The sequence below is a fragment of the Muricauda sp. SCSIO 65647 genome, assembly GCF_021534965.1.
GTDB lineage: Bacteria > Bacteroidota > Bacteroidia > Flavobacteriales > Flavobacteriaceae > Flagellimonas_A.
Genome location: NZ_CP091037.1, coordinates 3,538,896 through 3,561,345, shown reverse-complemented (window position 1 = coordinate 3,561,345; position 22,450 = coordinate 3,538,896). Strand labels below are relative to the sequence as shown.

The 22,450-nt window shown below is 43.7% G+C and carries 24 protein-coding genes; 16 read left to right on the top strand and 8 right to left on the bottom strand.

Annotated elements, in window-relative coordinates:
- Position 1: 1 nt before the first annotated feature.
- From L0P89_RS15840 to L0P89_RS15820, 5 genes are all read right to left on the bottom strand, one after another.
- Positions 2-850 carry a substrate-binding domain-containing protein gene (locus L0P89_RS15840; RefSeq protein WP_235266089.1) on the bottom strand — a complete coding sequence of 283 codons (849 nt, stop codon included), beginning with the start codon at positions 848-850 and terminating at the stop codon, positions 2-4.
- Positions 851-1,723 carry a nucleoside phosphorylase gene (locus L0P89_RS15835; RefSeq protein ID WP_235266088.1) on the bottom strand — a complete coding sequence of 291 codons (873 nt, stop codon included), beginning with the start codon at positions 1,721-1,723 and terminating at the stop codon, positions 851-853.
- A gap of 1 nt (position 1,724) precedes the next feature.
- Entirely contained in the window at positions 1,725-2,660 is a 936-nt protein-coding gene (locus L0P89_RS15830) for a DUF1835 domain-containing protein (protein ID WP_235266087.1), read from the bottom strand.
- Positions 2,661-2,807: 147 nt separating this feature from the next.
- Positions 2,808-3,137, bottom strand: a complete 330-nt coding sequence (locus L0P89_RS15825; protein WP_235266086.1) for a translation initiation factor — start codon at positions 3,135-3,137, stop codon at positions 2,808-2,810.
- A 5-nt stretch (positions 3,138-3,142) separates the two neighbouring features.
- Complete coding sequence (locus tag L0P89_RS15820; protein ID WP_235266085.1) at positions 3,143-4,093, bottom strand: isopenicillin N synthase family oxygenase; 951 nt, start codon at positions 4,091-4,093, stop codon at positions 3,143-3,145.
- 102 nt (positions 4,094-4,195) lie between these two features.
- Between L0P89_RS15820 and L0P89_RS15815 the strand changes: the two genes are divergently transcribed.
- The 11 genes from L0P89_RS15815 to L0P89_RS15765 all read left to right on the top strand — a co-directional run bounded on the left by L0P89_RS15815 (position 4,196) and on the right by L0P89_RS15765 (position 13,711).
- Positions 4,196-6,172 (top strand): thiamine pyrophosphate-dependent enzyme, encoded by a 1,977-nt coding sequence (locus tag L0P89_RS15815; RefSeq protein ID WP_235266084.1) that lies wholly within the window; start codon positions 4,196-4,198, stop codon positions 6,170-6,172.
- 123 nt (positions 6,173-6,295) lie between these two features.
- Positions 6,296-6,778 (top strand): lipocalin family protein, encoded by a 483-nt coding sequence (locus tag L0P89_RS15810; RefSeq protein WP_235266083.1) that lies wholly within the window; start codon positions 6,296-6,298, stop codon positions 6,776-6,778.
- Positions 6,779-6,784: 6 nt separating this feature from the next.
- Entirely contained in the window at positions 6,785-7,477 is a 693-nt protein-coding gene (locus tag L0P89_RS15805; protein ID WP_235266082.1) for an OmpA family protein, read from the top strand.
- Positions 7,478-7,497: 20 nt separating this feature from the next.
- Positions 7,498-8,679, top strand: coding sequence for an NAD(P)/FAD-dependent oxidoreductase (locus L0P89_RS15800; protein WP_235266081.1), 1,182 nt, complete (start codon positions 7,498-7,500; stop codon positions 8,677-8,679).
- Positions 8,679-9,392, top strand: coding sequence for a methyltransferase domain-containing protein (locus L0P89_RS15795; protein ID WP_235266080.1), 714 nt, complete (start codon positions 8,679-8,681; stop codon positions 9,390-9,392). Before L0P89_RS15800 ends, L0P89_RS15795 begins: the two co-directional genes overlap by 1 nt.
- 8 nt (positions 9,393-9,400) lie before the next feature.
- A complete protein-coding gene (locus L0P89_RS15790; RefSeq protein WP_409557577.1) occupies positions 9,401-10,450 on the top strand; it encodes a type III polyketide synthase in 1,050 nt (349 codons plus the stop codon).
- 41 nt (positions 10,451-10,491) lie between these two features.
- Positions 10,492-11,277 (top strand): SDR family oxidoreductase, encoded by a 786-nt coding sequence (locus tag L0P89_RS15785; RefSeq protein WP_235266079.1) that lies wholly within the window; start codon positions 10,492-10,494, stop codon positions 11,275-11,277.
- A gap of 24 nt (positions 11,278-11,301) precedes the next feature.
- Complete coding sequence (locus L0P89_RS15780) at positions 11,302-11,760, top strand: 3-hydroxyacyl-ACP dehydratase FabZ family protein (RefSeq protein WP_235266078.1); 459 nt, start codon at positions 11,302-11,304, stop codon at positions 11,758-11,760.
- Positions 11,750-13,021, top strand: a complete 1,272-nt coding sequence (locus L0P89_RS15775; RefSeq protein WP_235266077.1) for a beta-ketoacyl-[acyl-carrier-protein] synthase family protein — start codon at positions 11,750-11,752, stop codon at positions 13,019-13,021. Before L0P89_RS15780 ends, L0P89_RS15775 begins: the two co-directional genes overlap by 11 nt.
- A 7-nt stretch (positions 13,022-13,028) precedes the next feature.
- Positions 13,029-13,283 (top strand): acyl carrier protein, encoded by a 255-nt coding sequence (locus L0P89_RS15770; protein WP_235266076.1) that lies wholly within the window; start codon positions 13,029-13,031, stop codon positions 13,281-13,283.
- On the top strand, positions 13,283-13,711 hold the full coding sequence (locus L0P89_RS15765; RefSeq protein ID WP_235266075.1) for a hypothetical protein: 429 nt from the start codon (positions 13,283-13,285) through the stop codon (positions 13,709-13,711). The genes L0P89_RS15770 and L0P89_RS15765 overlap by 1 nt, the downstream gene beginning before the upstream one ends.
- 21 nt (positions 13,712-13,732) lie before the next feature.
- Here L0P89_RS15765 and L0P89_RS15760 read toward each other — a convergent pair whose 3' ends face one another.
- Complete coding sequence (locus L0P89_RS15760) at positions 13,733-14,251, bottom strand: YceI family protein (protein WP_235266074.1); 519 nt, start codon at positions 14,249-14,251, stop codon at positions 13,733-13,735.
- A gap of 135 nt (positions 14,252-14,386) precedes the next feature.
- On the opposite strand from L0P89_RS15760, the gene L0P89_RS15755 reads away from it, so the two are divergent.
- On the top strand, positions 14,387-14,716 hold the full coding sequence (locus L0P89_RS15755; RefSeq protein ID WP_235266073.1) for a hypothetical protein: 330 nt from the start codon (positions 14,387-14,389) through the stop codon (positions 14,714-14,716).
- 160 nt (positions 14,717-14,876) lie between these two features.
- Positions 14,877-15,251, top strand: coding sequence for a hypothetical protein (locus L0P89_RS15750; RefSeq protein WP_235266072.1), 375 nt, complete (start codon positions 14,877-14,879; stop codon positions 15,249-15,251).
- Between the two features lie 7 nt (positions 15,252-15,258).
- Here L0P89_RS15750 and L0P89_RS15745 read toward each other — a convergent pair whose 3' ends face one another.
- A complete protein-coding gene (locus L0P89_RS15745) occupies positions 15,259-15,564 on the bottom strand; it encodes an HPF/RaiA family ribosome-associated protein (RefSeq protein WP_235266071.1) in 306 nt (101 codons plus the stop codon).
- Positions 15,565-15,749: 185 nt separating this feature from the next.
- On the opposite strand from L0P89_RS15745, the gene L0P89_RS15740 reads away from it, so the two are divergent.
- Positions 15,750-16,073 (top strand): hypothetical protein, encoded by a 324-nt coding sequence (locus L0P89_RS15740; protein WP_235266070.1) that lies wholly within the window; start codon positions 15,750-15,752, stop codon positions 16,071-16,073.
- Between the two features lie 150 nt (positions 16,074-16,223).
- Positions 16,224-16,781: a universal stress protein gene (locus L0P89_RS15735; RefSeq protein ID WP_235266069.1), complete on the top strand. Its 558-nt coding sequence runs from the start codon at positions 16,224-16,226 to the stop codon at positions 16,779-16,781.
- A 789-nt stretch (positions 16,782-17,570) separates the two neighbouring features.
- Here L0P89_RS15735 and L0P89_RS15730 read toward each other — a convergent pair.
- Positions 17,571-19,364 (bottom strand): reverse transcriptase domain-containing protein, encoded by a 1,794-nt coding sequence (locus L0P89_RS15730; protein WP_235266068.1) that lies wholly within the window; start codon positions 19,362-19,364, stop codon positions 17,571-17,573.
- Between the two features lie 648 nt (positions 19,365-20,012).
- On the opposite strand from L0P89_RS15730, the gene L0P89_RS15725 reads away from it, so the two are divergent.
- Positions 20,013-22,070, top strand: a complete 2,058-nt coding sequence (locus tag L0P89_RS15725) for a hypothetical protein (protein ID WP_235266067.1) — start codon at positions 20,013-20,015, stop codon at positions 22,068-22,070.
- The last annotated feature ends 380 nt before the right edge of the window (positions 22,071-22,450 follow it).

The window sequence follows — 22,450 nt, the reverse complement described above, 5'->3', positions numbered from 1 at the left end:
ACTACCCCCAAACCATATCGGTGAAGTTCTTTTCCGTCGCCACGAGATGAAGGTTCAAAAGGGTTTGCTGAACCGATTTGAATGTTTCTTCGGTAAGCTGTTTCTGGCTCCATTCCGTCAGTGACAGCCATGTATCGATATCTTCCAATTTTTGTTCGTAACGATTGGCCAAGGTACGGTTGATACTGGGAATGGACTTGAATTCTTTGGTGTACAGGTTGATGCACTGCAAAACATGTCGAAGCACGTTTTCATTTCTCGCCAAAAAGTGCTTATTGGCCGCTATGACAAAACAGGGCCATGGGGTAGGGCAGTCACCCAAACGTCTAAAAACACCACTGTCGACCAAAGGCTTCGTTGTAAAATGCTCCCACATGAAATAATCGGCAGTGCCATGGGCAAGGGCCGCTACGGCACCCTCTAAATTATCGATGACCTCAAATTGCAGTCGGGAAGTATCCCAACCCTCTTTTTGCGCGTTTACGAAGGCCATGAGATGACTTCCACTGCCAAACCTACTGATTGCCGCCTTTGTGTTTTTAAGCTCTGAAACGCTCTTAAAATGGCGCTGTGAGGCAACATGGATGCCCCAAAGCAGGGGAGAACCCACATACTCTTGTACGATCATGGACGGATTGCCTTCCGAAATGCTCTTTACGATGCCCTCGGTCAAGATAATGGCCAAGTCGGTCTCGTGGTCGGCCAATAGTTGTGCCATACGCCCCGTACCCTCGGGAATGTCGGTCCATTCCAATACAATTCCCCTTTCTTCAAAGGCTCCTTCCTCAATGGCTAAATGCCATGGCAGATTGAAGTGCTCGGGCACACCAACGATACGCACGTGTTTCATTTACGATGCCGTTAAATGTTCCAGACCGTATTTGATGAGCGTATCAATCGACTGTTGTGGGTTGCTTGAAAACTCGCCCCTTGTTCGGTTGGCCAAAACCACGTTCAACGAAAGGGCGTTGTGGCCAAGTAAAAGGGCCAGACCATAAATGGCTGCGGTTTCCATCTCAAGATTCGTGATCTTTCGTCCGTCTAAGTCGAGTTGGGCCAGTGATTTGATCAAGTCTTGAAACCGGGGCGGTATTCGAAGATTTCTGCCCTGCGGACCGTAAAATCCGATGTTGGTAAGGGTCGTTCCAAATCGTATACGATTTTTATCAAACCTTTTCATCAAATTTTCGCTTGCATCGAACGCATACGGACGTATACCTCCGGTGCCGAAATCAAATTTCGCTTCGAGTTGATCTCTCAATTCCAAATTTTGCACATGACCAGAATCGTAAAAATGCAACAGTCCGTCCAGACCGATACCCGTTTCGCTCAACAAGATGGTATCTACGGGTATGTCTTTTTGAAGCCCTCCACAGGTACCGATTCTAATGATGTTCAGCGCCTTTTTGGCTTCTTTGACCTCACTGGTGCTCAAATCAATATTGGCCAGGGCGTCCAATTCATTCATGACAATATCGATATTGCCGGTGCCTATTCCCGTTGAAAGCACGCTAAAGCGTTTTCCGCCCAAGTAACCGGTATGGGTGACGAATTCACGTTTGGTCTTTTGAACCTCTAGGGTATCAAAGTATTTTGAAATGGCCGGAACCCTATTGGGGTCGCCAACGACGAAAATGGTCTCGGCAATGTCTTCAGGATGTAGGTTTAAGTGATAAATGCTGCCATCGGCATTCAGTATCAACTCAGAAGGGCTGAACGCCATATTATAATTTTAGAATACGGTCGTTTGCGGTGTTGTAAAGAAAACTGTATTTAAGGGCCCCGCCGAGATAGGCGTCATTGTTGCGCAATTGGGCATAAAAATTGGTTTGTGCCTGCAGTACTTCTTTGCCTTTTTTGGTCAGTTTTACAGGATTGAAAGACGAAAAAAGCGGTCGCAACGAAGTAATGATACGGTCATATTGGGTATCGCCATAACCGTACATATCATTTTGTTGCAGCACCCCCCCAAGCAGCTCACGGCGAGTGGAGAACTTACCATTATGGGCCGTATCGAGCACTTTGTTTTCCAGTGCGTTGAGCCCATTTTTAATGGCAGGGAAACGTTTAAGGTGCGCCCTGATGGCGTCGGGCAGATAGTCGAACTGAAAATCGTCATCAAAATCCAAAAGGTTTTCAAGCCTGATCGGGTTGTCGCTACAGTATAGTTGCCAGACATAGTCTGCATACTCGATATCGTCTTGGGTCAACTCTATCCTACTTTCATAAAGCTCCATCAGTTGGTCATCGCTCAGTTCACCGAGTCCGTGCAACTCATCCGATCCTTCGACTTTTCCGCTGCAGACCAAAGATATCTCGGCATGTCGACGGTGCGTCTTTAACCAACTTAGCACGGCCAACATATTGATTTGACAGAAAAGATCGTACTCAAACCAAAGCACAATCTTATCTTGTTGTTTGTGGTTACAGAGAGAACGGTATTCTTTCAGCGTCTTTTCTACAAACCAAGACTTTGAGATCTTGTAGTTCTTGTTCAAAAATTCGAAACGGGTTTTCCAAAAAGATTCACTTCCCACATTGCTCAGGGTCTTACCCTCGCAAAGCATCTCGCGCCAGGTGATGATGTCTCCCTTCAGGGGTAGGGATTGTAATCTACTTGTGAAACTGTCTCCGTTGGTAATGTGCAACAGCGATTTCATTTTCGGTAGTAGTTTTCGTTGGTTAGAATTGATAAATGTAGTGTTTACGGAAAAAAAATGAAAATAATTTTTCTAAAACATTGATGCTCAGTCCATAATTTAACACTATCGCACGCAACCTTCTTGAATTGAAGGTATCACAAACCCTCAACCGCCGACGCGTTTTACCTTAAAACCGTGCTCGGTCAAAAAGGCCATGATCTTATCTCGGTAATCGCCCTGAATGATGATTTTCTCATTTTTGTGACTGCCCCCAACGCTTAAATAAGACTTCAGGGCCCTTGCCAATTTCTTGAAATCGTCATCGGCCCCGTTGTAACCTTCCAAAATGGTCACCGGTTTGCCCTTTCGTTTTTCATACTTGCAGATGATCGGGTCGTCTTGTAACCAAAATTCTGATTTTTGGGGAGTTTCAGAGGGATTTTCTTCTGGAACGTGGTCGGGGAAAAGATTCCTTAGCTGGTCTTGAAGGTCCATATACGCTATTTTTTGATCAATCCCAGTTCGATCAAGCGCTCATGCAAGAACTCACCTGCTGTCGTGTCAGGGAACAGTTTTGGATGGTCGCCATCGATACAGTTCTCCAAACAATTCAATGGCATTTCACTGATCGGGTGCATAAAGAAAGGAATCGAATAACGCGAAGTGCCCCAAAGCTCCCGCGGTGGATTCACCACTTGGTGTATGGTCGATTTCAATCTGTTGTTGCTCAACCGTGAGAGCATATCGCCCACATTGATCATCAACTGGTCGGGCTTCGCTATGGCATCGACCCATTCGCCCTCATGGTTCTGTACCTGCAGCCCCTTGCCATGGGCTCCCATCAGCAAGGTGATAAGGTTAATATCACCATGGGCCGCCGCCCGTACCGCATTTTTGGGCTCCTCCGTAATGGGTGGATAATGGATGGGGCGTAAGATAGAATTTCCATTCTTTATGTACTCGTCAAAATAATTCTCATCGAGATCGAGATGAAGGGCCAAGGCACGAAGTACATACTGGGCGGTTTTTTCGAGCATTTGGTAGGTTTCTTTGCCGACCTCATTGAAATTGGGCAGCTCTTCGACATGTACATTGTCAGGATACTCCGCTTCCAGTTTGGGATTGTTCTGCACATATTGCCCAAAATGCCAGAACTCTTTCAGGTCACCTACTTTTCGGCCCTTGGCCGATTCTTTTCCAAAGGAAGTATAGCCCCTTTGCCCACCGATACCCTCAATTTCATACTTGTCTTTCACCTCTTGGGGCAGGGCAAAGAACTTTTTGATCTCGGCATACAGTTTATCGACCAGTTCATCTGAAAGAAAATGTCCGCCAAGGGCGACAAATCCGATTTCTTCGAATGCAGCACCGATTTCTTTGATGAATTTTTCTTTGCGTTGGGGGTCGCCCGACACAAAATCACGTAAATCTACACTGGGAATGGCACTCATGGCTTGCATTTTTGTTCGCTCAAAGGTACATAATCTTGCATAACCTTTTGCTGCTCTTAGTAGTGCCGTTTTTACTACTTTTACATCCGCTTATCAGACCACATGAGATACCACATTGGCCATCTAGATCCGGAAACCTTGGTTTCGCTTTACACCAAGATGCTGAAACCCCGAATGATAGAAGAAAAAATGCTGATCTTGCTTCGTCAGGGCAAAATTTCAAAGTGGTTCAGCGGCATCGGACAAGAAGCCATTTCTGTTGGCGTGACCAGTGCCCTGAAAGACCAAGAGTATATTTTGCCCATGCATCGAAACCTAGGGGTTTTCACTACACGAAACGTTCCGTTGAACCGCCTGTTCTCGCAATGGCAGGGCAAGCCCAACGGTTTTACCAATGGCCGTGACCGCAGCTTTCATTTCGGCGCCCAAGAGCATAAAATAGTGGGCATGATCTCACATTTGGGCCCACAATTGGGCGTGGCCGATGGTATCGCCTTGGCCGATAAGCTACGCAAAAAGAAACGGGTAACGGCTGTTTTCACAGGTGAAGGGGCCACCAGTGAGGGTGATTTTCACGAGGCGCTGAATGTGGCCTCTGTATGGAACCTTCCTGTGCTTTTCTGTATCGAGAACAATGGCTATGGTCTTTCGACCCCGACCGACGAACAGTACAATTGTGAACATTTGGCCGATAAGGCCAAGGGCTATGGCATGGAGTCGCGAATTATCGATGGCAACAACATTTTGGAGGTCTACACCAAGGTCAATGAATTGTGCAAGGCCATGAGAAGACGCCCCAGGCCAGTATTGCTCGAGTTCAAAACCTTTCGAATGCGCGGTCACGAAGAGGCCAGTGGCACCAAATACGTGCCCCGCGATCTTATGGAAAAATGGGCCGCCAAAGACCCCTTGGAAAATTATTTGGAATTTCTTCGCAACGAAAACCTTCTGACCGAAGAAAGAGAGGTAGCCATCAAAAAGAAAATCATTCACGAAATAGACGATAACCTCAAACTGGCCTTCGATGAAACACCGACATCTTTTAATGAAACAAAAGAATTAAATGATGTATATAAAGAGTATAATTATCAAGAAATTAGTCCTAACAATAAAGTAAACAATATTCGCTTGGTCGATGCCATTTCAGAAGGGCTCCGTCAATCGATGCAACAACACGAAGAGCTGATCATCATGGGGCAGGATATTGCAGAATACGGGGGCGTCTTCAAGATCACGGAGGGATTTGTAAAAGAATTTGGCCGTAAAAGAGTGCGTAACACCCCCATTTGTGAATCGGGCATCGTTTCAGCTGCTATGGGGCTTTCCATCAATGGCATGAAATCGGTGGTCGAGATGCAGTTTGCCGATTTCGTGAGCTCTGGTTTCAATCCGATCGTGAATTATTTGGCGAAGGTGCATTATCGTTGGGGCCAAAATGCCGATGTGGTCATAAGAATGCCCTGTGGAGGCGGAGTGGGAGCCGGACCCTTCCATTCGCAGACCAACGAGGCATGGTTTACCAAGACTCCGGGATTGAAAGTGGTGTACCCCGCTTTTCCGGCAGATGCGAAGGGGCTATTGGCCACCGCCATCAACGATCCCAATCCCGTACTGTTCTTTGAACACAAAGGGCTGTACCGAAGCATATATGGTGATGTGCCCACGGGGTACTATACGCTTCCGTTCGGCAAGGCAAACCTGCTACGTGAGGGCGGTCAGATCACCATCGTCAGTTATGGTGCGGGCGTACATTGGGCGCTACAGACCCTTGACAAATATCCCGAGATCGAGGCAGACCTTTTAGACCTTCGTACGTTGCAGCCATTGGATACCGAAAGTATTTTCAGCTCGGTAAAAAAGACGGGCAAACTTATCATACTGCATGAAGACACATTGTTCAGCGGTATTGCCAGCGATATTTCTGCCCTGGTCACCGAAAACTGCTTCGAACATCTCGACGGACCCATAAGGCGTGTCGGCAGCTTAGAGACCCCGGTACCTTTTGCCAAAAACCTTGAAGAGCATTTCCTGCCAAAAAAACGTTTTGAAACAGCTTTGCTCGAATTACTTGATTATTAGAACTATAGTGCAGATGGGAATCGAGAGCATTCTTCATTTTGTCTATTTTAACATTACCTTAACGACCTTCAAAGGCATTTTATGTGTCTTAACCGTATATAGTTCAGAACTAAATAAAATCATATGGTAAAAAAAGTATTTTTGGTGGTATTGGCGGCCGGATTTCTTGCAACGGGTTGCTCTGTCAGCAAATCGGCAAGAACACAGCGAAATTTATTCAGCGGTAGCTGGTCGTTAGACAATATTTCCTACGAAAACAACAGCGGTAACTTTCAGTCCGTCATTTTTGGTGACTCACGCGATATATGCTTTGAGGGAAGTGACTGGTTTTTTAGGGACAACAACAGTACCGGTCGGTACACTATAAAGGGCGGAAGCCTTTGTCAAGGAGGTGATCGCTTTTTCAGATGGTCAGTGGTAGAGCCGGCCAATCGTTTAAGCCAGTTACAGTTCAAGTATATCGATGAAAACCGGAAGGATATTTCGGGTGGAACCGGATACCGTCTAGATATTGCCAACCTGACCGAACAGCAGATGACCCTGAAGTCGAATGTTACGGTAGATGGCGAGCTTGTGACCATTGTTTATGAATTTTCAAAAAAATAATCAGACATGAAGGGATATGTAATAAAAAGTACAGCGTTATTGGTCGTTTTTAGCCTATTCGTAGGGTGCAGTACCGTTAAGAACGCCAATAACAAACAGAAAGGGGCCGTCATCGGCGCAGCGGGCGGTGCCGTGATCGGCGGCGTGATCGGAAACAACGTGGGCAAGGGCAATACCGCCCTCGGTGCGATTATAGGCGCCGTGGTCGGCGGTGCAGCAGGTGGTTATATCGGCGACCGTATGGACAGGCAGGCTGAACGTATCGAAGAAGAGATTCCGGGTGCAGAGGTCACCAGGGTAGGTGAGGGCATCAACGTTACCTTCAATGAAGATGCCGGAGTGTATTTCGATACCAACAAGTCGAATGTCAAGGGCACTTCTGCCGAGACACTCGACAAACTGGCCAATATATTGAAAGAATACCCCAAGACCAATATCTTGGTCGAAGGCCATACCGATAGTGCAGGGCCAGAAGATTATAACTGGGACCTCTCACAGCGTAGAGCCGAATCGGTGACCAATTACTTGGTGGCAAAGGGTATCGAAAACGGTCGTTTTTCCACAAAATGGTACGGTGAGACCCAGCCCAAGGCAACGAACGATACCGCTGAGGGCAAAGCCCAAAACAGAAGGGTAGAGTTGGCCATTGTCGCCAGTGATGAACTTAAACAAGAAGCATATCGCGAGACCAAGGGATAAGCTGTTGCTGTGAAAATTATGTGAATCCCGGCTCAGAGGTCGGGATTTTTCTTTTTATGGCCTATCTTCATATCGTGTACGACTATGAGGTGATTATTTTGGGAGGGGGACTGGCAGGCCTGACGGCCGTGCTGCATTTGGCCAAGGCAGAAAAAAAGGTATTGGTCATTGAAAAATACCGCTATCCCAAGCACAAGGTCTGTGGCGAATATGTCTCGAACGAAGTAAGGCCCTACTTGTCGCAATTGGGGGTCGATATCAATGTTTTGAGACCGGCTGAAATAGCTGCCTTGCAGCTCAGCACACAGACCGGTAAATCAATCCAGACGCCTTTACCACTGGGTGGCTTCGGCCTAAGCCGTTATGCTTTTGACAAACACCTATATGACTGCGCCCAGGCTGCAGGGGCAGATTTTCTTTTTGATACGGCGAGCGACGTGGTCCATAGAAATGGCATCTTCACCATCACCACGCAAAATAATGGTACCCTAACCGCACAAGTGGTTCTGGGGGCCTTCGGAAAACGCAGCAACCTCGATGCGCAACTGAATCGTGCATTCATCAAAAAAAACTCACCTTGGTTGGGGGTCAAATGTCATTACGAGTACGATGGGCATCCTAGTCACTTGGTGGGATTGCATAGCTTTACCGGGGGATATGCCGGACTTTCAAAAACCGAGAAAGGCAGTGTCAATTTCTGCTACCTGGCCTCATATAAAAGTTTCAAAAAGGAAAAAGACCTGAACGCTTTTACCAATAATGTAGTGGGAAGCAATCCGTTTTTAGGAAGTTTTCTCGAAAAAGCGACCCCGCTTTTTGAAAAACCATTGACCATTGCCCAAATTTCGTTCCGAAGAAAATCCCCGATCGAGAACCATATATTGCTATTGGGCGATAGTGCGGGAATGCTCCATCCACTGTGCGGAAACGGCATGGCCATGGCTATACATAGCGCCAAGATCGCTGTGGAGAGCGTATTGGGGCACCTGAAAAATCCCCATGCACCCATTTCAAGTTTAGAAAAACGATACGCCTCGCTTTGGCAACACCATTTTCAACAACGAATAGTGATGGGAAGGTACCTACAGCACATCTTGCTCCATAAGACCTTTTCTGAATTGGCCATTGGTACGGTGGCGCGATCACAGAAAATAGTGCAGACCCTTATTTCAAGAACCCATGGGAAACCAATTTTGAATTGATGGATTTAGCGCTGAGAAGTCATGAAACAGAATGGATGGATGCTCCAGATTTGGAGCTATTCACCCTTGAAAAGGTCTTTCGAGACATCAATCGTGCCAACGCATGGCTGGGCGGCAACCGTATTACGATAAAAGCGGTGCACGAGCTCATCAAAACAGTGCAAAAAAAATCGTATACGATTTTGGACTTAGGTTGCGGTGATGGCCAAATGCTTCGTGAACTCGCCATTTCCCTAAGAAAAAAAGGGATTCAGGCCAAATTGATAGGGTTAGAGTTGCGGGAAGATGTGGCCATGATCGCCCGCAGCTCTTCAAGGGATTTTCCCGAAATAGAATATGTTCAGGGAGATATTTTGCACCTGAATGACGAAAAACATGCTTGTGATATAGTGCTCTGCACGTTGACCCTTCATCATTTTGGTGATGAACGGCTTCCAGGGTTGCTGAACAACTTTTCGAGACTGGCCAAAATCGGCGTGGTCATCAACGACCTGCACCGCCATCGCTTCGCCTACTATCTTTTTATGCTTTTTGGCTTCCTTTTTCTAAAAACTGCCATTGCCAGAAATGACGGACTGGTCTCCATACGGCGTGGTTTCAAAAAAGCGGAACTGGATGCACTGTCCGAACAAGTCACCAATGCAAACCATACAATCAAATGGCAATGGGCCTTTCGATTTGTATGGACCTTGCGAACCAAACGACCCATTTGATCATGACCATGGCCCGAATTGTCAATGTAGCCAAAGAACTGCCCCCTTTCAGCCGCGATACACAGGCGATATTGCCGTACGTGCAACATTGGTTGGCCGATCAAGAAGAACGTTTTCGTCGAAAAGTGCTCAAAATATTTGAAGGGGCAGGGGTAGACTGCCGCTATGGCATCATGGACATCGACGAGGTCTTCACGGCCACCTCATTCGAAGAAAAAAACGCCATTTATGTACGAGAAATGAAACGCTTGGGCAAAAATGTCTTAAAAAAGGCATTGGAAAACCAAGGGTGGAGCGCTGATTCGTTAGATTATATCATCACCGTCAGTTGTACGGGCATCATGATTCCGTCACTCGATGCCTATCTCGTCAACGATTTGGGGCTACGACAAGATGTGGTCAGGCTCCCTGTGACCGAAATGGGCTGCGCGGCCGGGGTATCTGGATTGATCTATGCGGCAAACTTCTTACGGGGCGCTTCGGGCAAAAGAGCCGCTGTTGTGGCCGTTGAGAGTCCGACCGCTACTTTTCAACTCCAAGATTTCTCGATGGCCAATATGGTCAGTGCCGCTATTTTTGGTGATGGGGCGGCCTGTGTGCTACTGTCATCAGAAGAAAATATAGAAGGCCCGGCCATCATCGGTGAAGAAATGTACCATTTTTACGAGGCGACCCATATGATGGGCTTCGATTTGACCAATACGGGACTCAAAATGATTTTAGATCCCGCTGTGCCCGAGGTAATCGCGGCACACTTTGAGGCCATCGTGCATCCTTTCTTGAAAAAGCACGGTACCTCCATTGAAAAAGTAGACCACCTGATTTTTCATCCGGGCGGGCGTAAGATCGTACAGACCGTTGATGAATTGTTTGGTAAATTGGGGAAGTCGATTGAAGAGACCCGAGAAGTACTGCGTGCCTATGGCAATATGAGCAGTGTTACCGTGCTGTATGTACTCGAGCGGTTTATGGAAAAACAACTGAAAAGGGGAGAGCAGGGCCTTATATTGAGTTTTGGACCCGGTTTTTCGGCCCAAAGGGTGCTGTTGGAGTGGTAATTGGAAACGAGATCGGAAATTGACGATAGAAAAAATCGTATATGATTTTAGAAAATGAGAAATGGGCTCTGATATTGGGCGGAAGCAGTGGCTTGGGCCTTGCAACGGCCCAAAGACTGGCAAAAGAAGGGTATGGCCTTATCGTTGTGCATCGTGACCGAAAGACCGATCAGAACAGTATCGACCGACACTTTCAAAAAATCAGGGAGCATGGTCAAGCGTTGCATAGCTTCAATGAAGATGCGACCAATGAAGCGAAACGCAAAGCGTTGATCTTGGCCATTTCTGAACTTTTGCATGATCAGAAAATAAAGGTACTTGTGCACAGTATCGCCAAGGGCAACTTAAAGCCCATGCATTCCAACACCGAAGCCGTCTTGCGGGGGCAAGATTTTGCGTTGACCATCAATGCCATGGCCACCAGTCTGTATGAGTGGACCGGCGATCTGGTCAAACAAGGACTATTTGCCAGTGATACCCGAATCATTGCCTTTACCAGTGAGGGCAATGTAAAGGCCTTGCAGGGCTATGGAGCCGTTTCAGCGGCCAAGGCCAGTCTTGAGGCCATTGTTCGCAATATGGCTTTGGAATTTGCACCGCTTGGTATAAAAGCAAATTGCATTCAGGCCGGACTGACCGACACCCCATCGTTTCGAATGATCCCCAATAGTGGGGCCTTGATAAAAAATGCATTGAAGCGAAATCCCAATAATCGCTTGACCACCCCCGAAGATGTGGCCGATGCAGTATATCTGTTGACCCTGCCAGAAGCACAATGGATTACCGGAACGGTCATAAAAGTGGATGGGGGCGAAAGTCTGAGGTGATTGATGTCAGGTATAAGCAATACTATGAAACCAGAGGAAATTTTACAGAACCTGCCCTATGCAAAACCGTTTCTATTTGTAGATGAACTACTTTATGTCGACGAAAACGGTGCCAAGGGACTATTTACCTTTTCACAAGAAATGGACTGCTACAAAGGGCATTTCAAAGACCATCCCGTTACGCCGGGCGTATTGTTGACCGAATGCTGCGCACAGATTGGCCTGGTGTGCTTGGGCAGCTATCTTTTGGGGCAGGAAAGCAGTGCTACAATAGCCGAAAGGCTACAAATCGCCCTTTCAAGCAGTGAAATGGAATTCTTGTTACCGGTATTTCCCAACGAGACGGTGACCGTGGTCTCCGAAAAGGTATATTACCGTTTCCAGAAATTGAAGTGCAAGGTCAAGATGTTCAATGAAAAAAACGAATTGGTCTGTCGCGGTACGCTATCGGGCATGTTAATAAAAAGAATGGATGCAGAATAGGGTAGTGGTCACGGGTTTGGGAGTCTGTGCGCCCGGTGGGGTCGGACTCAGGCAGTTTGAAAAAATGCTTTCTGAAGGAAAAAGCGGCATTACCTTCTTCCCAGAATTGGAAAAACTAAAATTTGGATGTCAAATTGCTGGAAAACCATTTATTGACCACATTGACTTGAACCAATACTTTACCAATGTTCAGCTAAAGGGATTGAATGCCAGCGGACTTGTCTATGGGGTGATGGCCGGCATGGATGCCTGGCGCGATGCACGATTAGATGCATCTAACAACACAGATTGGGAAACAGGTGTCATCTTTGGTACGGGAATACTCGGGGTCGACAAATTTCGCGATTCGATCTATCTGGTCGATGAGGGCAACGTACGTCGCTTAGGCAGTACAGCGGTGGTGCAGACCATGGCCAGTGGCATCAGTGCCTTTTTGGGCGGTATGATCGGGGCAGGCAATCAGGTGACGACCAACTCTTCGGCCTGTAGCACGGGCACCGAGGCTCTTCTAATGGGCTTTGAACGCATTGCTTCAGGGCAGGCAAGCAAAATGTTGGTGGGCAGTTGCAGTGATAGTGGTCCGTATGTATGGGGCGGATTTGACGCCATGCGCATTCTTCCCAGAAATTTTAACGATACCCCTGAAAAGGCCAGTAGGCCCATGAGTGCCTCGGCAGCGGGGTTCGTGCCCGGAAGTGGGGCAGGGGCCTTGGTATTGGAATCACTTGAAAGCGCGCAACAACGTGGGGCCACCATTTATGCAGAGCTGCTTGGGGGTGCCGTGAACAGCGGCGGGCAACGAAATGGCGGCAGTATGACCGCACCTAACAGCGAAGCGGTACAACGGTGCGTCAAAATGGCCCTTGAAAACACCAAGGTATCAAGCTCGGCCATCGATACCATCAACGGCCACTTGACCGCAACGGCCAAAGACCCGATCGAGATCGAGAACTGGTGCCAGGCCTTGGACCGCCATGGCGAAGATTTCCCCTATGTGAATTCGTTTAAGGGGCATGTGGGGCACTGTTTGGCGGCTGCGGGCAGTATTGAGTCGGTAGGGGCCGTGTTACAGCTGCACCACGGTACCATTTATGGTAATGTGAATGGTGAAGATGTGCATCCTGAGATTGCCAAAAGGGTAGGGGAATCCAAAATTCCGAAGAAAACGATCAACATTTCCCCAAAAATTGTGGCAAAAGCCAGTTTTGGTTTTGGCGATGTGAACACCTGTGTTATTTTTAGCAGGTTTAGCGACTACTAAAACAACTATGGAAAAAGAAAATCGGTACGACAAGCTCAAGGAGATTGTCAAGACCTACCTGCCCGACGACGTCTCGGTCGACGAGATCAGACCTGAGAGCAATTTTACCAGTGAACTGAACATCAACTCGGCCAATCTGGTCGATATCGTATTGGATGTGGAGGACGCTTTTGACATCATGCTCGAAAATGATGATATGGATGGCATGCAGACCGTACAGGACGCCCTGGCCATTATCGATAAAAAAATAGTGGAAAAATAATGGAAGCTTTTATCAAATGGGCCAAACAAAAGCTAGACGTCGACCGTCGATTGCTGCTGATATACTGTGTGGTCTATTTCCTTTGGGGCCTGGGCATGAACTGGTTCGGTACCGAGATGGAAATTGCACGTTTTACCTTTTGGTGGCAGGTCATTACCTGCTATATTCTCTATATGGTGCCCATTTCACTATTGTTGCGTGGACTACCATTTCATCAGCAATACGCCTACGGCCTCATTGCCATGGGACTGTTAGAGTTCGGGGGCTATGCCCTGGGCACTTCCTATGCCTATCCCAATAACTTGGTGGACCAGTTTTTTACCGAACGTAATTTTAGTTTGGCGATGGCCTTGTTTTTTGCCCTTTATTTTCCCTTGGGCAATTGGGCCGTAGGGCGAATCTACACGGCACTGTTCAAAAAAAGGTAAATCCGATTGTTCTGAATCGGTCTATTCCGCCAAGACAAACACGAAGTTTATGTTTACCAGATTGTCTTCACGCTTTTTCTTGATCTTAATGTCGTGGTCGATGGAGTAGAGGGAGGCGTTGCCCACCAATCGGTTTCCTTGTTCGTTAAAAGTAATGGTAAGGGGTTTTGAAATTCCTTTGAGGGTCAAAGTGCCTTTTACGATAAATGCTCCGTTCTGTTCGACCACCTCGTTGCTCTTGAAGTGTATTTGGGGGTGGTTATCTTCATCAAAGTACTTTCTACCCCTCAAGACCCAATTCCTAAAACCGATGCCGGTATCTAACGTTTTGACGGCCACCGAGCCCTCAAAGACAGAGTTACCGGGCTGCTGTCGGTCGATGATTGCATTGGATTGGAAGCCTTCGATACTGCCTTTTACCTTTTTTGAGGGAAACTCAAAGGTGATGGCAGCGGATGCGATACGGACCTCTTGCTGCGCCAAACCTTTATGGGGGAGCAGAAGGGCAATGATCAGAAAAGCGTGAAAAAAATGATTCATGGTATTGAGATAGGGGCAAAATGAATGCCATACGGCCAATTGGTTCAAAAATACCGATAAAACTTACCGAATATCCAAAAATCAAGCACAATTCAACCAAAATCAATACCTTGTCGCCCGACGAACACTAGTATAATGAAGCGGAACCACCCTCTTTTATGGTTTGGCCTGTTTCTGCTTTTTGCACAACTTTCGTTTGGGCAAAATGCACAAAAGGAAATAAAAAAGTACAGCGATGGGGTACCCCGTACCCAGGTCGCCCAGTTCGAATGGGCCATCGACTTATCAGAAGAAGCAAGGGATAGTCTAAAACAGAAGCACAAAGCCCGTATTATGGCCATAACACAGGCTTTGGATACGTTGGACATTTCAGAAAAACGAAAACAAAGACTGTTATCGATGCTTCAAAAAAATCCTTTTTCAGAAAAAGTGCTCAGGGTGGTGGCTACCACAGCGCATGAATAATGTACCACTAGCTCATGAACCCACTGCACTGGGCAGTCGATACTTTTTACTTCACATTTTACGAACGACCATTTGTACAGTGCTGGCCACCGTTTGTACATACAAGCTTGCAGATTTCATGTAATTATCTCATATTCAATACTATAAATTTTGATGTCCCATGAGCAGAAAAACGATTTTAATTATTTTGGGCACCTTGATCATGCTGCTTGCGTTTTTTTTCATGTTCGCAGCGCAAGAGCGGCAAGACTTGGGGCGATTGACGGTCTCCCAACATGTGACGGGCCAGACCTATTGCCAATACAAGATTACAAAAGCGACGCCCGAAGCGGGTCGCTACTTCAACAATGGCGACAAAGTGTGCATTGAGTGTTGTACAGGTTGGCCGCCGACCGTGCAGCAAAACCAGATTTGCCCATCACGTATCTCTTTCAAGGCCAGCACAGGTCTGGTCACTTACGAAGCCGAAAGATGGAGCGTGGATCAGGGTTGTGACGATTGTAGTGACGCTAGGGGGTATTATGTATGCCCGTAACTGCCGTTCATCGATGCGCTTTCAATTTTGTTTTCTTCTTTGCCAATTGATGCTCCAATTCTTGAAGGGTTTTTTTAAGGGAACTCTCAAACGACTCACTGTTTGACTGCGCAAACAATTGGGGTCCGGGCACACTGATACGGATACCACAAATTTTTCCGGTCTCGGAAGAGGAGCTGTTTTCTGTGCGGAAAAAGATAGAGGCCCTTACTATAAACTCATACTTTTCACCCAGTTTGTTTAACTTTTCAGTGGCCAATTCTTCTAAACGGGTACTTGATTTTACGTTGTCGTACTCAAAAATGATATCCATATCAAACGTTATTTTACGATTATTTATATTCTTGGAGAAAACTACGAATCACTAGATTAAGATTGTATCAAAGTAAATTTAAATAATGTTAAAGTTATAAAAGATGACAGCTGTCATAATCTGTGGAATAAGAAAAATCCGTAATTTAAATACGAAATAGAGACGTAAACAAAATTATGGTCGCCATGGAAGGCTCAACCTTTAAGAAATATACGAATGTGGACCACCTTTTGATGAAGGTCGAGCGCAACCAAAGTATTGTGTTCAAATTTTTGAAAAAGTTGAACTCATACCGTTGCGAACCCACCGACTATAGATGTTTTGTCAAAGTCGGACAATTAAAACATGGCTTTAAGGAATTGGCCGCCGAGCAACAAGACCTCATTTTGAACGCCCGCAAAATCGCCAAACAAAAACTACAAGGGCAAATAACGGCTTGCTTGAACCGCTTTCAAGAACTACAAGCGGAAATGGAGGCTTATTTGCTGGACACCAACAGCTATTACTGATACAGGTCCGCTAATTTCATTAGGTATTATTTAAGGTAAATCATAAATATATAAATTCTGTTTATATAAAGCATTACTATTATAAATGGGCGTATCGCCCTCAATACCCGTTTTGGCCGTTATATTTGCCCCAAAGAAAATAGAACTGCTATGGTATCACATCGGGTGCTCTTCTTGCACGACCTCAAAAACACAGCACAAAAAAACTTGATCAATGCACACAAACTGGCCCATAACTTGAATGCGGCACTTGAAATAATGCACGTGAAAAAACCATCGAAGGTAGTGGCCGGCGACAACCAATTCAGTGCCAAACGGGCCCTTTATGAAGATTACCGAACAACGACGAGGCAAATGGAAGAACTGACGGGCGTATTGCCCAAGAACAATTGTTCGGTAGAGGTGCGGTATGGCCATATCAAAAACATCGTGCAGGAGAAGATCAAAGAATCACGACCCGCACTGATCGTATTGGGGTTGCGCAAGGGCAATCAATTTCCGTTCATGGGCGACGGCTTGACCCAATGGCTATCCAAACAGCATACCAATGTGCTGATCGTTGATGATGAAGGTCAGTGTACCGTCAAAAGCGATTTCTTTGTGGGATCGGAATCAAAAGTATTGCGCATTGCCGAGCTTGCCCATCAATGTGAAGTACCACTGCATATTACAACCACTGACAAAACAAAAAGAGAGGTAGTGGCATAGGGGCCATTTTCAGTCGGCATTCACTAACCCCTTAATTATCTATTTTACATAATATAAATTATGGAGCAATTCTCCAAATTCCTGTAATAGCGGTTTTATCGCTATTTGACATAATCAAGTTATAGTGCCTTGGCAGTATAACGTTCATGATTATGACAAGGGAATTTGGAATTATGTACATCCTACAACTATCACAACCTAGTTATCAAATAAAATCATCGAGCTGAAAAAAATTATTAGCAACTTCTCGTCCGCTTGTCGCAAAACCTTATGGTAGTATTTCTAATAGTACGTTGGAAAAGCGAGCAAATTTCTAAGCACTTGCTCACATACTCTCCTGATAGAAGCTTTATATTTCGAATCCTATAAATATTATGTCAAATAGGATTGAAACCTACGTGTTGTTTTTTCTTTTAAGTTTAATGGTTAAGGTTGTTCATTTTCTTTGCTTGTCCAAAGAAAACGAACCAAAAGAAAAGACCCTTTTTACGAGGTATTTTTAGCGCAGCTAAAACCGTCTCAGTTTTCTAAATTTTCTCCAAGGCTTCGAAAATTATTAACAAAAACTTCGCCTATACTGCGTAAAAAGAGCCTCCCTCCCATTAAAATCAAGAAGAGGGCCGAACGTTAATAAAAGGTCTGGTAGACCTTTTTAGTGAGGGGCCAGCTGGTGTATGGCCATGCTTCTCCTCCGCTCCATCTCACCGAAAATAGTAATCAGCCACCGGCTAATTACTATTTCTCGTGCCTTTGTGTCTTAATAGCTTCGCTATTTGAGCGTTTCACGCCCTAACACAAAGCCCAGGGCAATGGTGCTGCCGTGTTAACCACAAACCTGCCAGCGGCAGGCAGGTTCACTCCCCAACCGGCCCGTTTACCTGCCGAAACTGCCATAGGCAGTGTAGGTTGGCATTTTCTTCTGTCCTGCTTTTTCGAAACCTTGACTTTACCCAATTCTTGATAAGTATTTTCCTTTACCTCATGGAATTTCGACCATACTTTGCGGAATTGCCTTTTAATTGTATCATCTCCATTGATTTCTTTCATTACTTCGTTTGCTTTACTTAAATAACTGATGAAATTACCCCAGTCATAATGTACAGAACGGCTATATCCTGTAGGACTACCGGGATCAGGCATCCACTTTAGACGACGTTTTGAACCGACATGGGTAAATCTTTTATACAAACGTGTTTCAAATAATGAATTTGATGGAATATGGGCTTTTTTGGCAAAATGAGCACCACGTCTAAAAGACCTTTTCATTGTGCGATAAAATTTAGAAAAACCAGCGGTTTTAACCCTGACTTTTTCTCCATCATAGCTGAAACCCAAATATTCCAATTGCTTGTTTTGGTTCAATTTTCCGTTTTCAACTATCCCGCCCATAAATTCGCCAGTCTCATTTAACTCATAATGGTATATGTTGGTCTTTTTACGTTGAATGTCGAGCTTCGCTTTAACTTCAATTTCATTTTGTATCAAACTGTAAAAGTATTCTTCATCCTCTCGATTACAAATTATGATAAGATCATCACTGTACCTTTGGTAGTAAGCTTTTTTTGAAGAGTCAATTACGGCGTTATTAACCTTTTCGTCAAAATCTAACATGTAGATGTTAGCCAAAGTAGCACTTATTGGAGTACCTTGTGGAATACCTTTGAGTTTAGTTTTTCCGAGTTCACTCCTACTTCTAGAACTTAGAGGCTTGTCATAGCGAATAAGATCAGTGGCTTCATCAAAAAATTCTTCAGTAGTGCAGAATGCAACCACTTTTTCGTGCCGCATGTTGTAGATTTTGCTGACCTTTTTTCTTTTTAGTTCTGTTTGTGAAGTATCATGTGGCTTAAATCGTTCTATCATTAGTTTGTGCTGGAAACGATTAAAAAGTTCGTTTTCATTGACATAATTCTTTGCAATCAAATTTTTATAAACTGCATAATGATCTTCCGGCATATTATTGACTCTTAAAACTCGCTTCCATTGAGCGTGTAATAAGCGATGGTCTAAATTGTCAAAAAAGGAAGTGACATCCGCCACGATTATAGAAAGCTTTCGGTGTTTATTTTCTTCAATAAAATTTAGAGCTTCGAATGCAAATTCTATGTTGGACTTATTTCCACTTTTTCCATTTTTAATAGGGATTTTTCGGTATGCGACAGCAACAGAAGAGTAAGGTTTGTCTTTTAAGTAATCTTCATAGGCAATGGTAAGCAAATGACTGTAGTAACTATAAATAATGGAATCCAAATGAGATGAAAAAAATATGTGACGTTGCTTTTTTTCACCTACCGTCCGCTGCCTCTTGCCATATTCGTTTTTTAAAGCATTTTTAGCAGGTCTATACTTGCGTTGATTTAATGTTCTGTGAAGGAGAGGTACAAATTTATGATTGGTGATTTTGTCTGGATTGGTAACATAATTAATTATCCAACCACTGTCCCTCCTTTTTGTTAAGGGACGTCCAATGTGGGGATATTTTTTAAATTTCAACCAATCTTCAACCATAGTAAAAAAATATGGCTGGTCGTGGCTTACCTTAATTGGCAGATACAATCCTGATGTTGCTTCTTGCTTTCGCAATACACAACGCCACTCTTTGATAGAATGAAGTTCGTAACTTTGATAGAACCGTGCAATATGACAGCAATAACAGAAGTTGAACTTAAGGTAACTCCCTTCACTATTCTACTGGCCATGAAACTTGTAAGAACATGGTTGCAGATTTGTGAAATTGGAATCACACTTCACGCGTCAGCCGAAATTCTGCGCGTGGAACACAAATGTGCACTTAGCATAAAACGTATCTGCTGGTCTTGTCCCAGCCATAATGCTTTTTATTGAACATAAACCATACCCAAATTGAAAAAGGGGAAAATTCCTTAGATAGATTAATTTTAAATGACTCTTTGTCAGTTTTTTACTGCCATATTTTTTAAGAATACTGACACCAGGTAAGAAGAGTAAAAAGAGTGATGATAAGACATTGTTACTTAAGTATGTTGACTCCTAATAAATAGGTAGTTGTTTTTCCTAAGGGAATCGAACCCCTTCTCTGCTTTTGAGTTTCTTAATAAGTCTTCCATGCCACGTTAAAGTTGAATCCTTAGAAAATACTTAAGTGTAACTCTCTATAATTTAATTGTTTTAATAAAACATATTGATTATTTCTTATATTTAAGTATCTCCCCCGCGATTCTTAGAGATTAAACAATAAATATTCAATTTATCATGAAAAGGACAGTATTCATATGTGCTTTAGTATTTGCATTTGTGTTTAGTTCTTGTGAACAGACAAGAACAATGATAGTATCCAATCCTTTCTCATATTTTACTGAGGAAGAGAAGGCAAACCTGGAGTTCAATCTCGATTTGCTGATAGATAAAATATTGCTAGCCAATGAGACTAAAAATCAGAAAGAAATTAAATCAGCAAATCTGGAATATCTAGAATATTCCAATAACATCCCAATTACTCTTTATGAATCATATGCAAAAAAACTCCTTTCAAGACTAACAAAGGAAAATTACCCAAAACTGATATCAATTTGTATCGATATGGGAAGACGTTTGGTCAGACTTAAAACGGATAGAACCCTAGAAAAATTTAATGATTTGGCTGAAAAAATTTCTAGAATTAAAATAGAACCTACGGGACAGAAAGTAATACTTATTAAGGACTATAATCGTGGTGGCGTCATAAACAACTCTCTTACTTATTCTGACGATATAGGAATTGCTTTTTCTTCCATTTTATTTTCAAATTTAGGCAAGGTGATAACACAAAAGGGCAATATTAATATTAATGAATTTTTTGAGTTAATAGAGATGTCATTTTCGTGTAATGAATGTTTACTAGATTCACCAGAAATAGGCGAAACGGATATTCCAAATATTTTACCTTTTATTACGTATCGCAGTGATTTTAAACAAAAACTTTTCAAACCTATTAGATCTAACTTATTTGAAGTAATAAAGATGCAAAACTCTTATGAAAATGTTGAGCCCTGCGAGTTGTTCAATAGTATTATGGCACGTGGATTAAATGAAAGGAATAGTTCAAACTTTTTCACCTCTATTTGTCAAGCTATTAAACCAGGTAGTGGTTTTTTAGCCTATAACAACAAAAATTGTATCAATGAGGATACTAATCTTTCAGGCATAGATCATAGTGGAGTTAGCGAAAACATTTCAACCGTAAATGACTATATGAACTGTTTGCACAATTACTATGAACAAAGATATACTGGTAGCAACGATGATATTTTTAATTTTGACCCATCCCTGGTAAGTAATAACTCTTCAGGTTCTAACAATTGGGAAGAAAGTTGCTTTAATGATGTGATATGTAAACAAAAATATAGGAATGTTAACCAAGAAACAGGACAGCTAAATAGTAAAGGTGATTCGAATTACTATATAGCTACCAGAGATCCTTGGATTTGGACGGAAGTTGATTATGAAAATAATACAATTACCGTAACCAAAAATATTTCTGGTTCTTTTAGTGATGTTATTACGAGAGAAGTTAATACATGGAATGGGACAACAGAAGGTGCAAGAATAAATGAAAATTTGTTGCAAGGGAGTACGGTTGTCACTCATGGCAATGGTATTGTAGAAACGGTATCATTTAAACAAGATGGGGACTATCGAGAAATTACCTTGTCAATAAGAAACGATGTTACTGGAGAAACATGGATAAAGAAGACTACTGTAAATACCGAGACAAATGAGGAAAGCAACACCAGTTATTTACATGAAGAAAATAATAGTTCAAATCCTAGTAATCAGGAAGAATTCGAAAATGCAATCAAGGATAACGAGGGGAAAATTGATCCAGAAGAAAATGATTTAGACCCACCACTAATAAATCCTGGTCCAGATGGTCCTCTTACTCCCTGTGAACAAATTTTGGAGCCAGAACAAGAGTTATTCTCTACGGATTTATCTCCATTAATAAACCCAAACGAAGAAGAACCTATAAACAATGAATTTCTTGACCAATTAAATGCCATTGCAGAATGTCTGCAAACCTATGATCAAAATGTAAACTCTTGTAGTCCAATATTGATGTGCTCTGATACGGATGATGATCCTTGTAATTGCACAAACTATGGGAACTCATACTTTGGATTTGGAGGTCTTCGTAATTGTAGTAACCAAATAATGTGTCCTGAGGGTACTACAGTATTGGATTGTGGTTGCTCAATGCCTATAAATCAAGGTGGTGGATTAATTCCCAGCCTACCCCAAGGGCCGCGGTTTAAGCCGAAAACAATTAAATAAGTCGAGGTCAAATATTCCATTCCACACACATTACCCTCCCCTCCTACCTCGGGTCGTGTAAAAAGTGTTCCATTACCTTTTTTAAGAAGACTTTGAAAAGAAATTTTTAAGGAAACGCAGTACAAACTTTCGCTTTTACCTAAGCTCAAGTTACATAACGCGGTACATTATAGTGCAGATGTGTATACTTGCACAAATCAACAAATTTCTGTGCAGCTATGCTGCTTTACATAATTCAGTTATCACAACAGCTCGCTGTTTTATAACGTCAAGAATTATGTAAAAAGAAATTTGTGATACGGGGAAAAGCTATTTGACCTAATCAAGTTATAGTGCCTAAGCAGTATAACGTTCATGATTATGACAAGGGAATTTGGAAT

Excerpts from the sequence above, each read along its gene's own strand:
- L0P89_RS15765 (WP_235266075.1), top strand. The coding sequence starts at position 13,283 with ATGGAAGCTTTTATCAAATGGGCCAAACAAAAGCTAGACGTCGACCGT.
- L0P89_RS15785 (WP_235266079.1), top strand. The coding sequence starts at position 10,492 with ATGATTTTAGAAAATGAGAAATGGGCTCTGATATTGGGCGGAAGCAGT.
- L0P89_RS15805 (WP_235266082.1), top strand. The coding sequence starts at position 6,785 with ATGAAGGGATATGTAATAAAAAGTACAGCGTTATTGGTCGTTTTTAGC.
- L0P89_RS15780 (WP_235266078.1), top strand. The coding sequence starts at position 11,302 with ATGAAACCAGAGGAAATTTTACAGAACCTGCCCTATGCAAAACCGTTT.
- L0P89_RS15740 (WP_235266070.1), top strand. The coding sequence starts at position 15,750 with ATGGAAGGCTCAACCTTTAAGAAATATACGAATGTGGACCACCTTTTG.
- L0P89_RS15835 (WP_235266088.1), bottom strand. The coding sequence starts at position 1,723 with ATGGCGTTCAGCCCTTCTGAGTTGATACTGAATGCCGATGGCAGCATT.
- L0P89_RS15725 (WP_235266067.1), top strand. The coding sequence starts at position 20,013 with ATGAAAAGGACAGTATTCATATGTGCTTTAGTATTTGCATTTGTGTTT.
- L0P89_RS15745 (WP_235266071.1), bottom strand. The coding sequence starts at position 15,564 with ATGGATATCATTTTTGAGTACGACAACGTAAAATCAAGTACCCGTTTA.
- L0P89_RS15840 (WP_235266089.1), bottom strand. The coding sequence starts at position 850 with ATGAAACACGTGCGTATCGTTGGTGTGCCCGAGCACTTCAATCTGCCA.
- L0P89_RS15810 (WP_235266083.1), top strand. The coding sequence starts at position 6,296 with ATGGTAAAAAAAGTATTTTTGGTGGTATTGGCGGCCGGATTTCTTGCA.
- L0P89_RS15760 (WP_235266074.1), bottom strand. The coding sequence starts at position 14,251 with ATGAATCATTTTTTTCACGCTTTTCTGATCATTGCCCTTCTGCTCCCC.
- L0P89_RS15790 (WP_409557577.1), top strand. The coding sequence starts at position 9,401 with ATGGCCCGAATTGTCAATGTAGCCAAAGAACTGCCCCCTTTCAGCCGC.
- L0P89_RS15755 (WP_235266073.1), top strand. The coding sequence starts at position 14,387 with ATGAAGCGGAACCACCCTCTTTTATGGTTTGGCCTGTTTCTGCTTTTT.
- L0P89_RS15825 (WP_235266086.1), bottom strand. The coding sequence starts at position 3,137 with ATGGACCTTCAAGACCAGCTAAGGAATCTTTTCCCCGACCACGTTCCA.
- L0P89_RS15830 (WP_235266087.1), bottom strand. The coding sequence starts at position 2,660 with ATGAAATCGCTGTTGCACATTACCAACGGAGACAGTTTCACAAGTAGA.
- L0P89_RS15735 (WP_235266069.1), top strand. The coding sequence starts at position 16,224 with ATGGTATCACATCGGGTGCTCTTCTTGCACGACCTCAAAAACACAGCA.
- L0P89_RS15750 (WP_235266072.1), top strand. The coding sequence starts at position 14,877 with ATGAGCAGAAAAACGATTTTAATTATTTTGGGCACCTTGATCATGCTG.
- L0P89_RS15815 (WP_235266084.1), top strand. The coding sequence starts at position 4,196 with ATGAGATACCACATTGGCCATCTAGATCCGGAAACCTTGGTTTCGCTT.
- L0P89_RS15775 (WP_235266077.1), top strand. The coding sequence starts at position 11,750 with ATGCAGAATAGGGTAGTGGTCACGGGTTTGGGAGTCTGTGCGCCCGGT.
- L0P89_RS15795 (WP_235266080.1), top strand. The coding sequence starts at position 8,679 with ATGGATTTAGCGCTGAGAAGTCATGAAACAGAATGGATGGATGCTCCA.
- L0P89_RS15820 (WP_235266085.1), bottom strand. The coding sequence starts at position 4,093 with ATGAGTGCCATTCCCAGTGTAGATTTACGTGATTTTGTGTCGGGCGAC.
- L0P89_RS15770 (WP_235266076.1), top strand. The coding sequence starts at position 13,029 with ATGGAAAAAGAAAATCGGTACGACAAGCTCAAGGAGATTGTCAAGACC.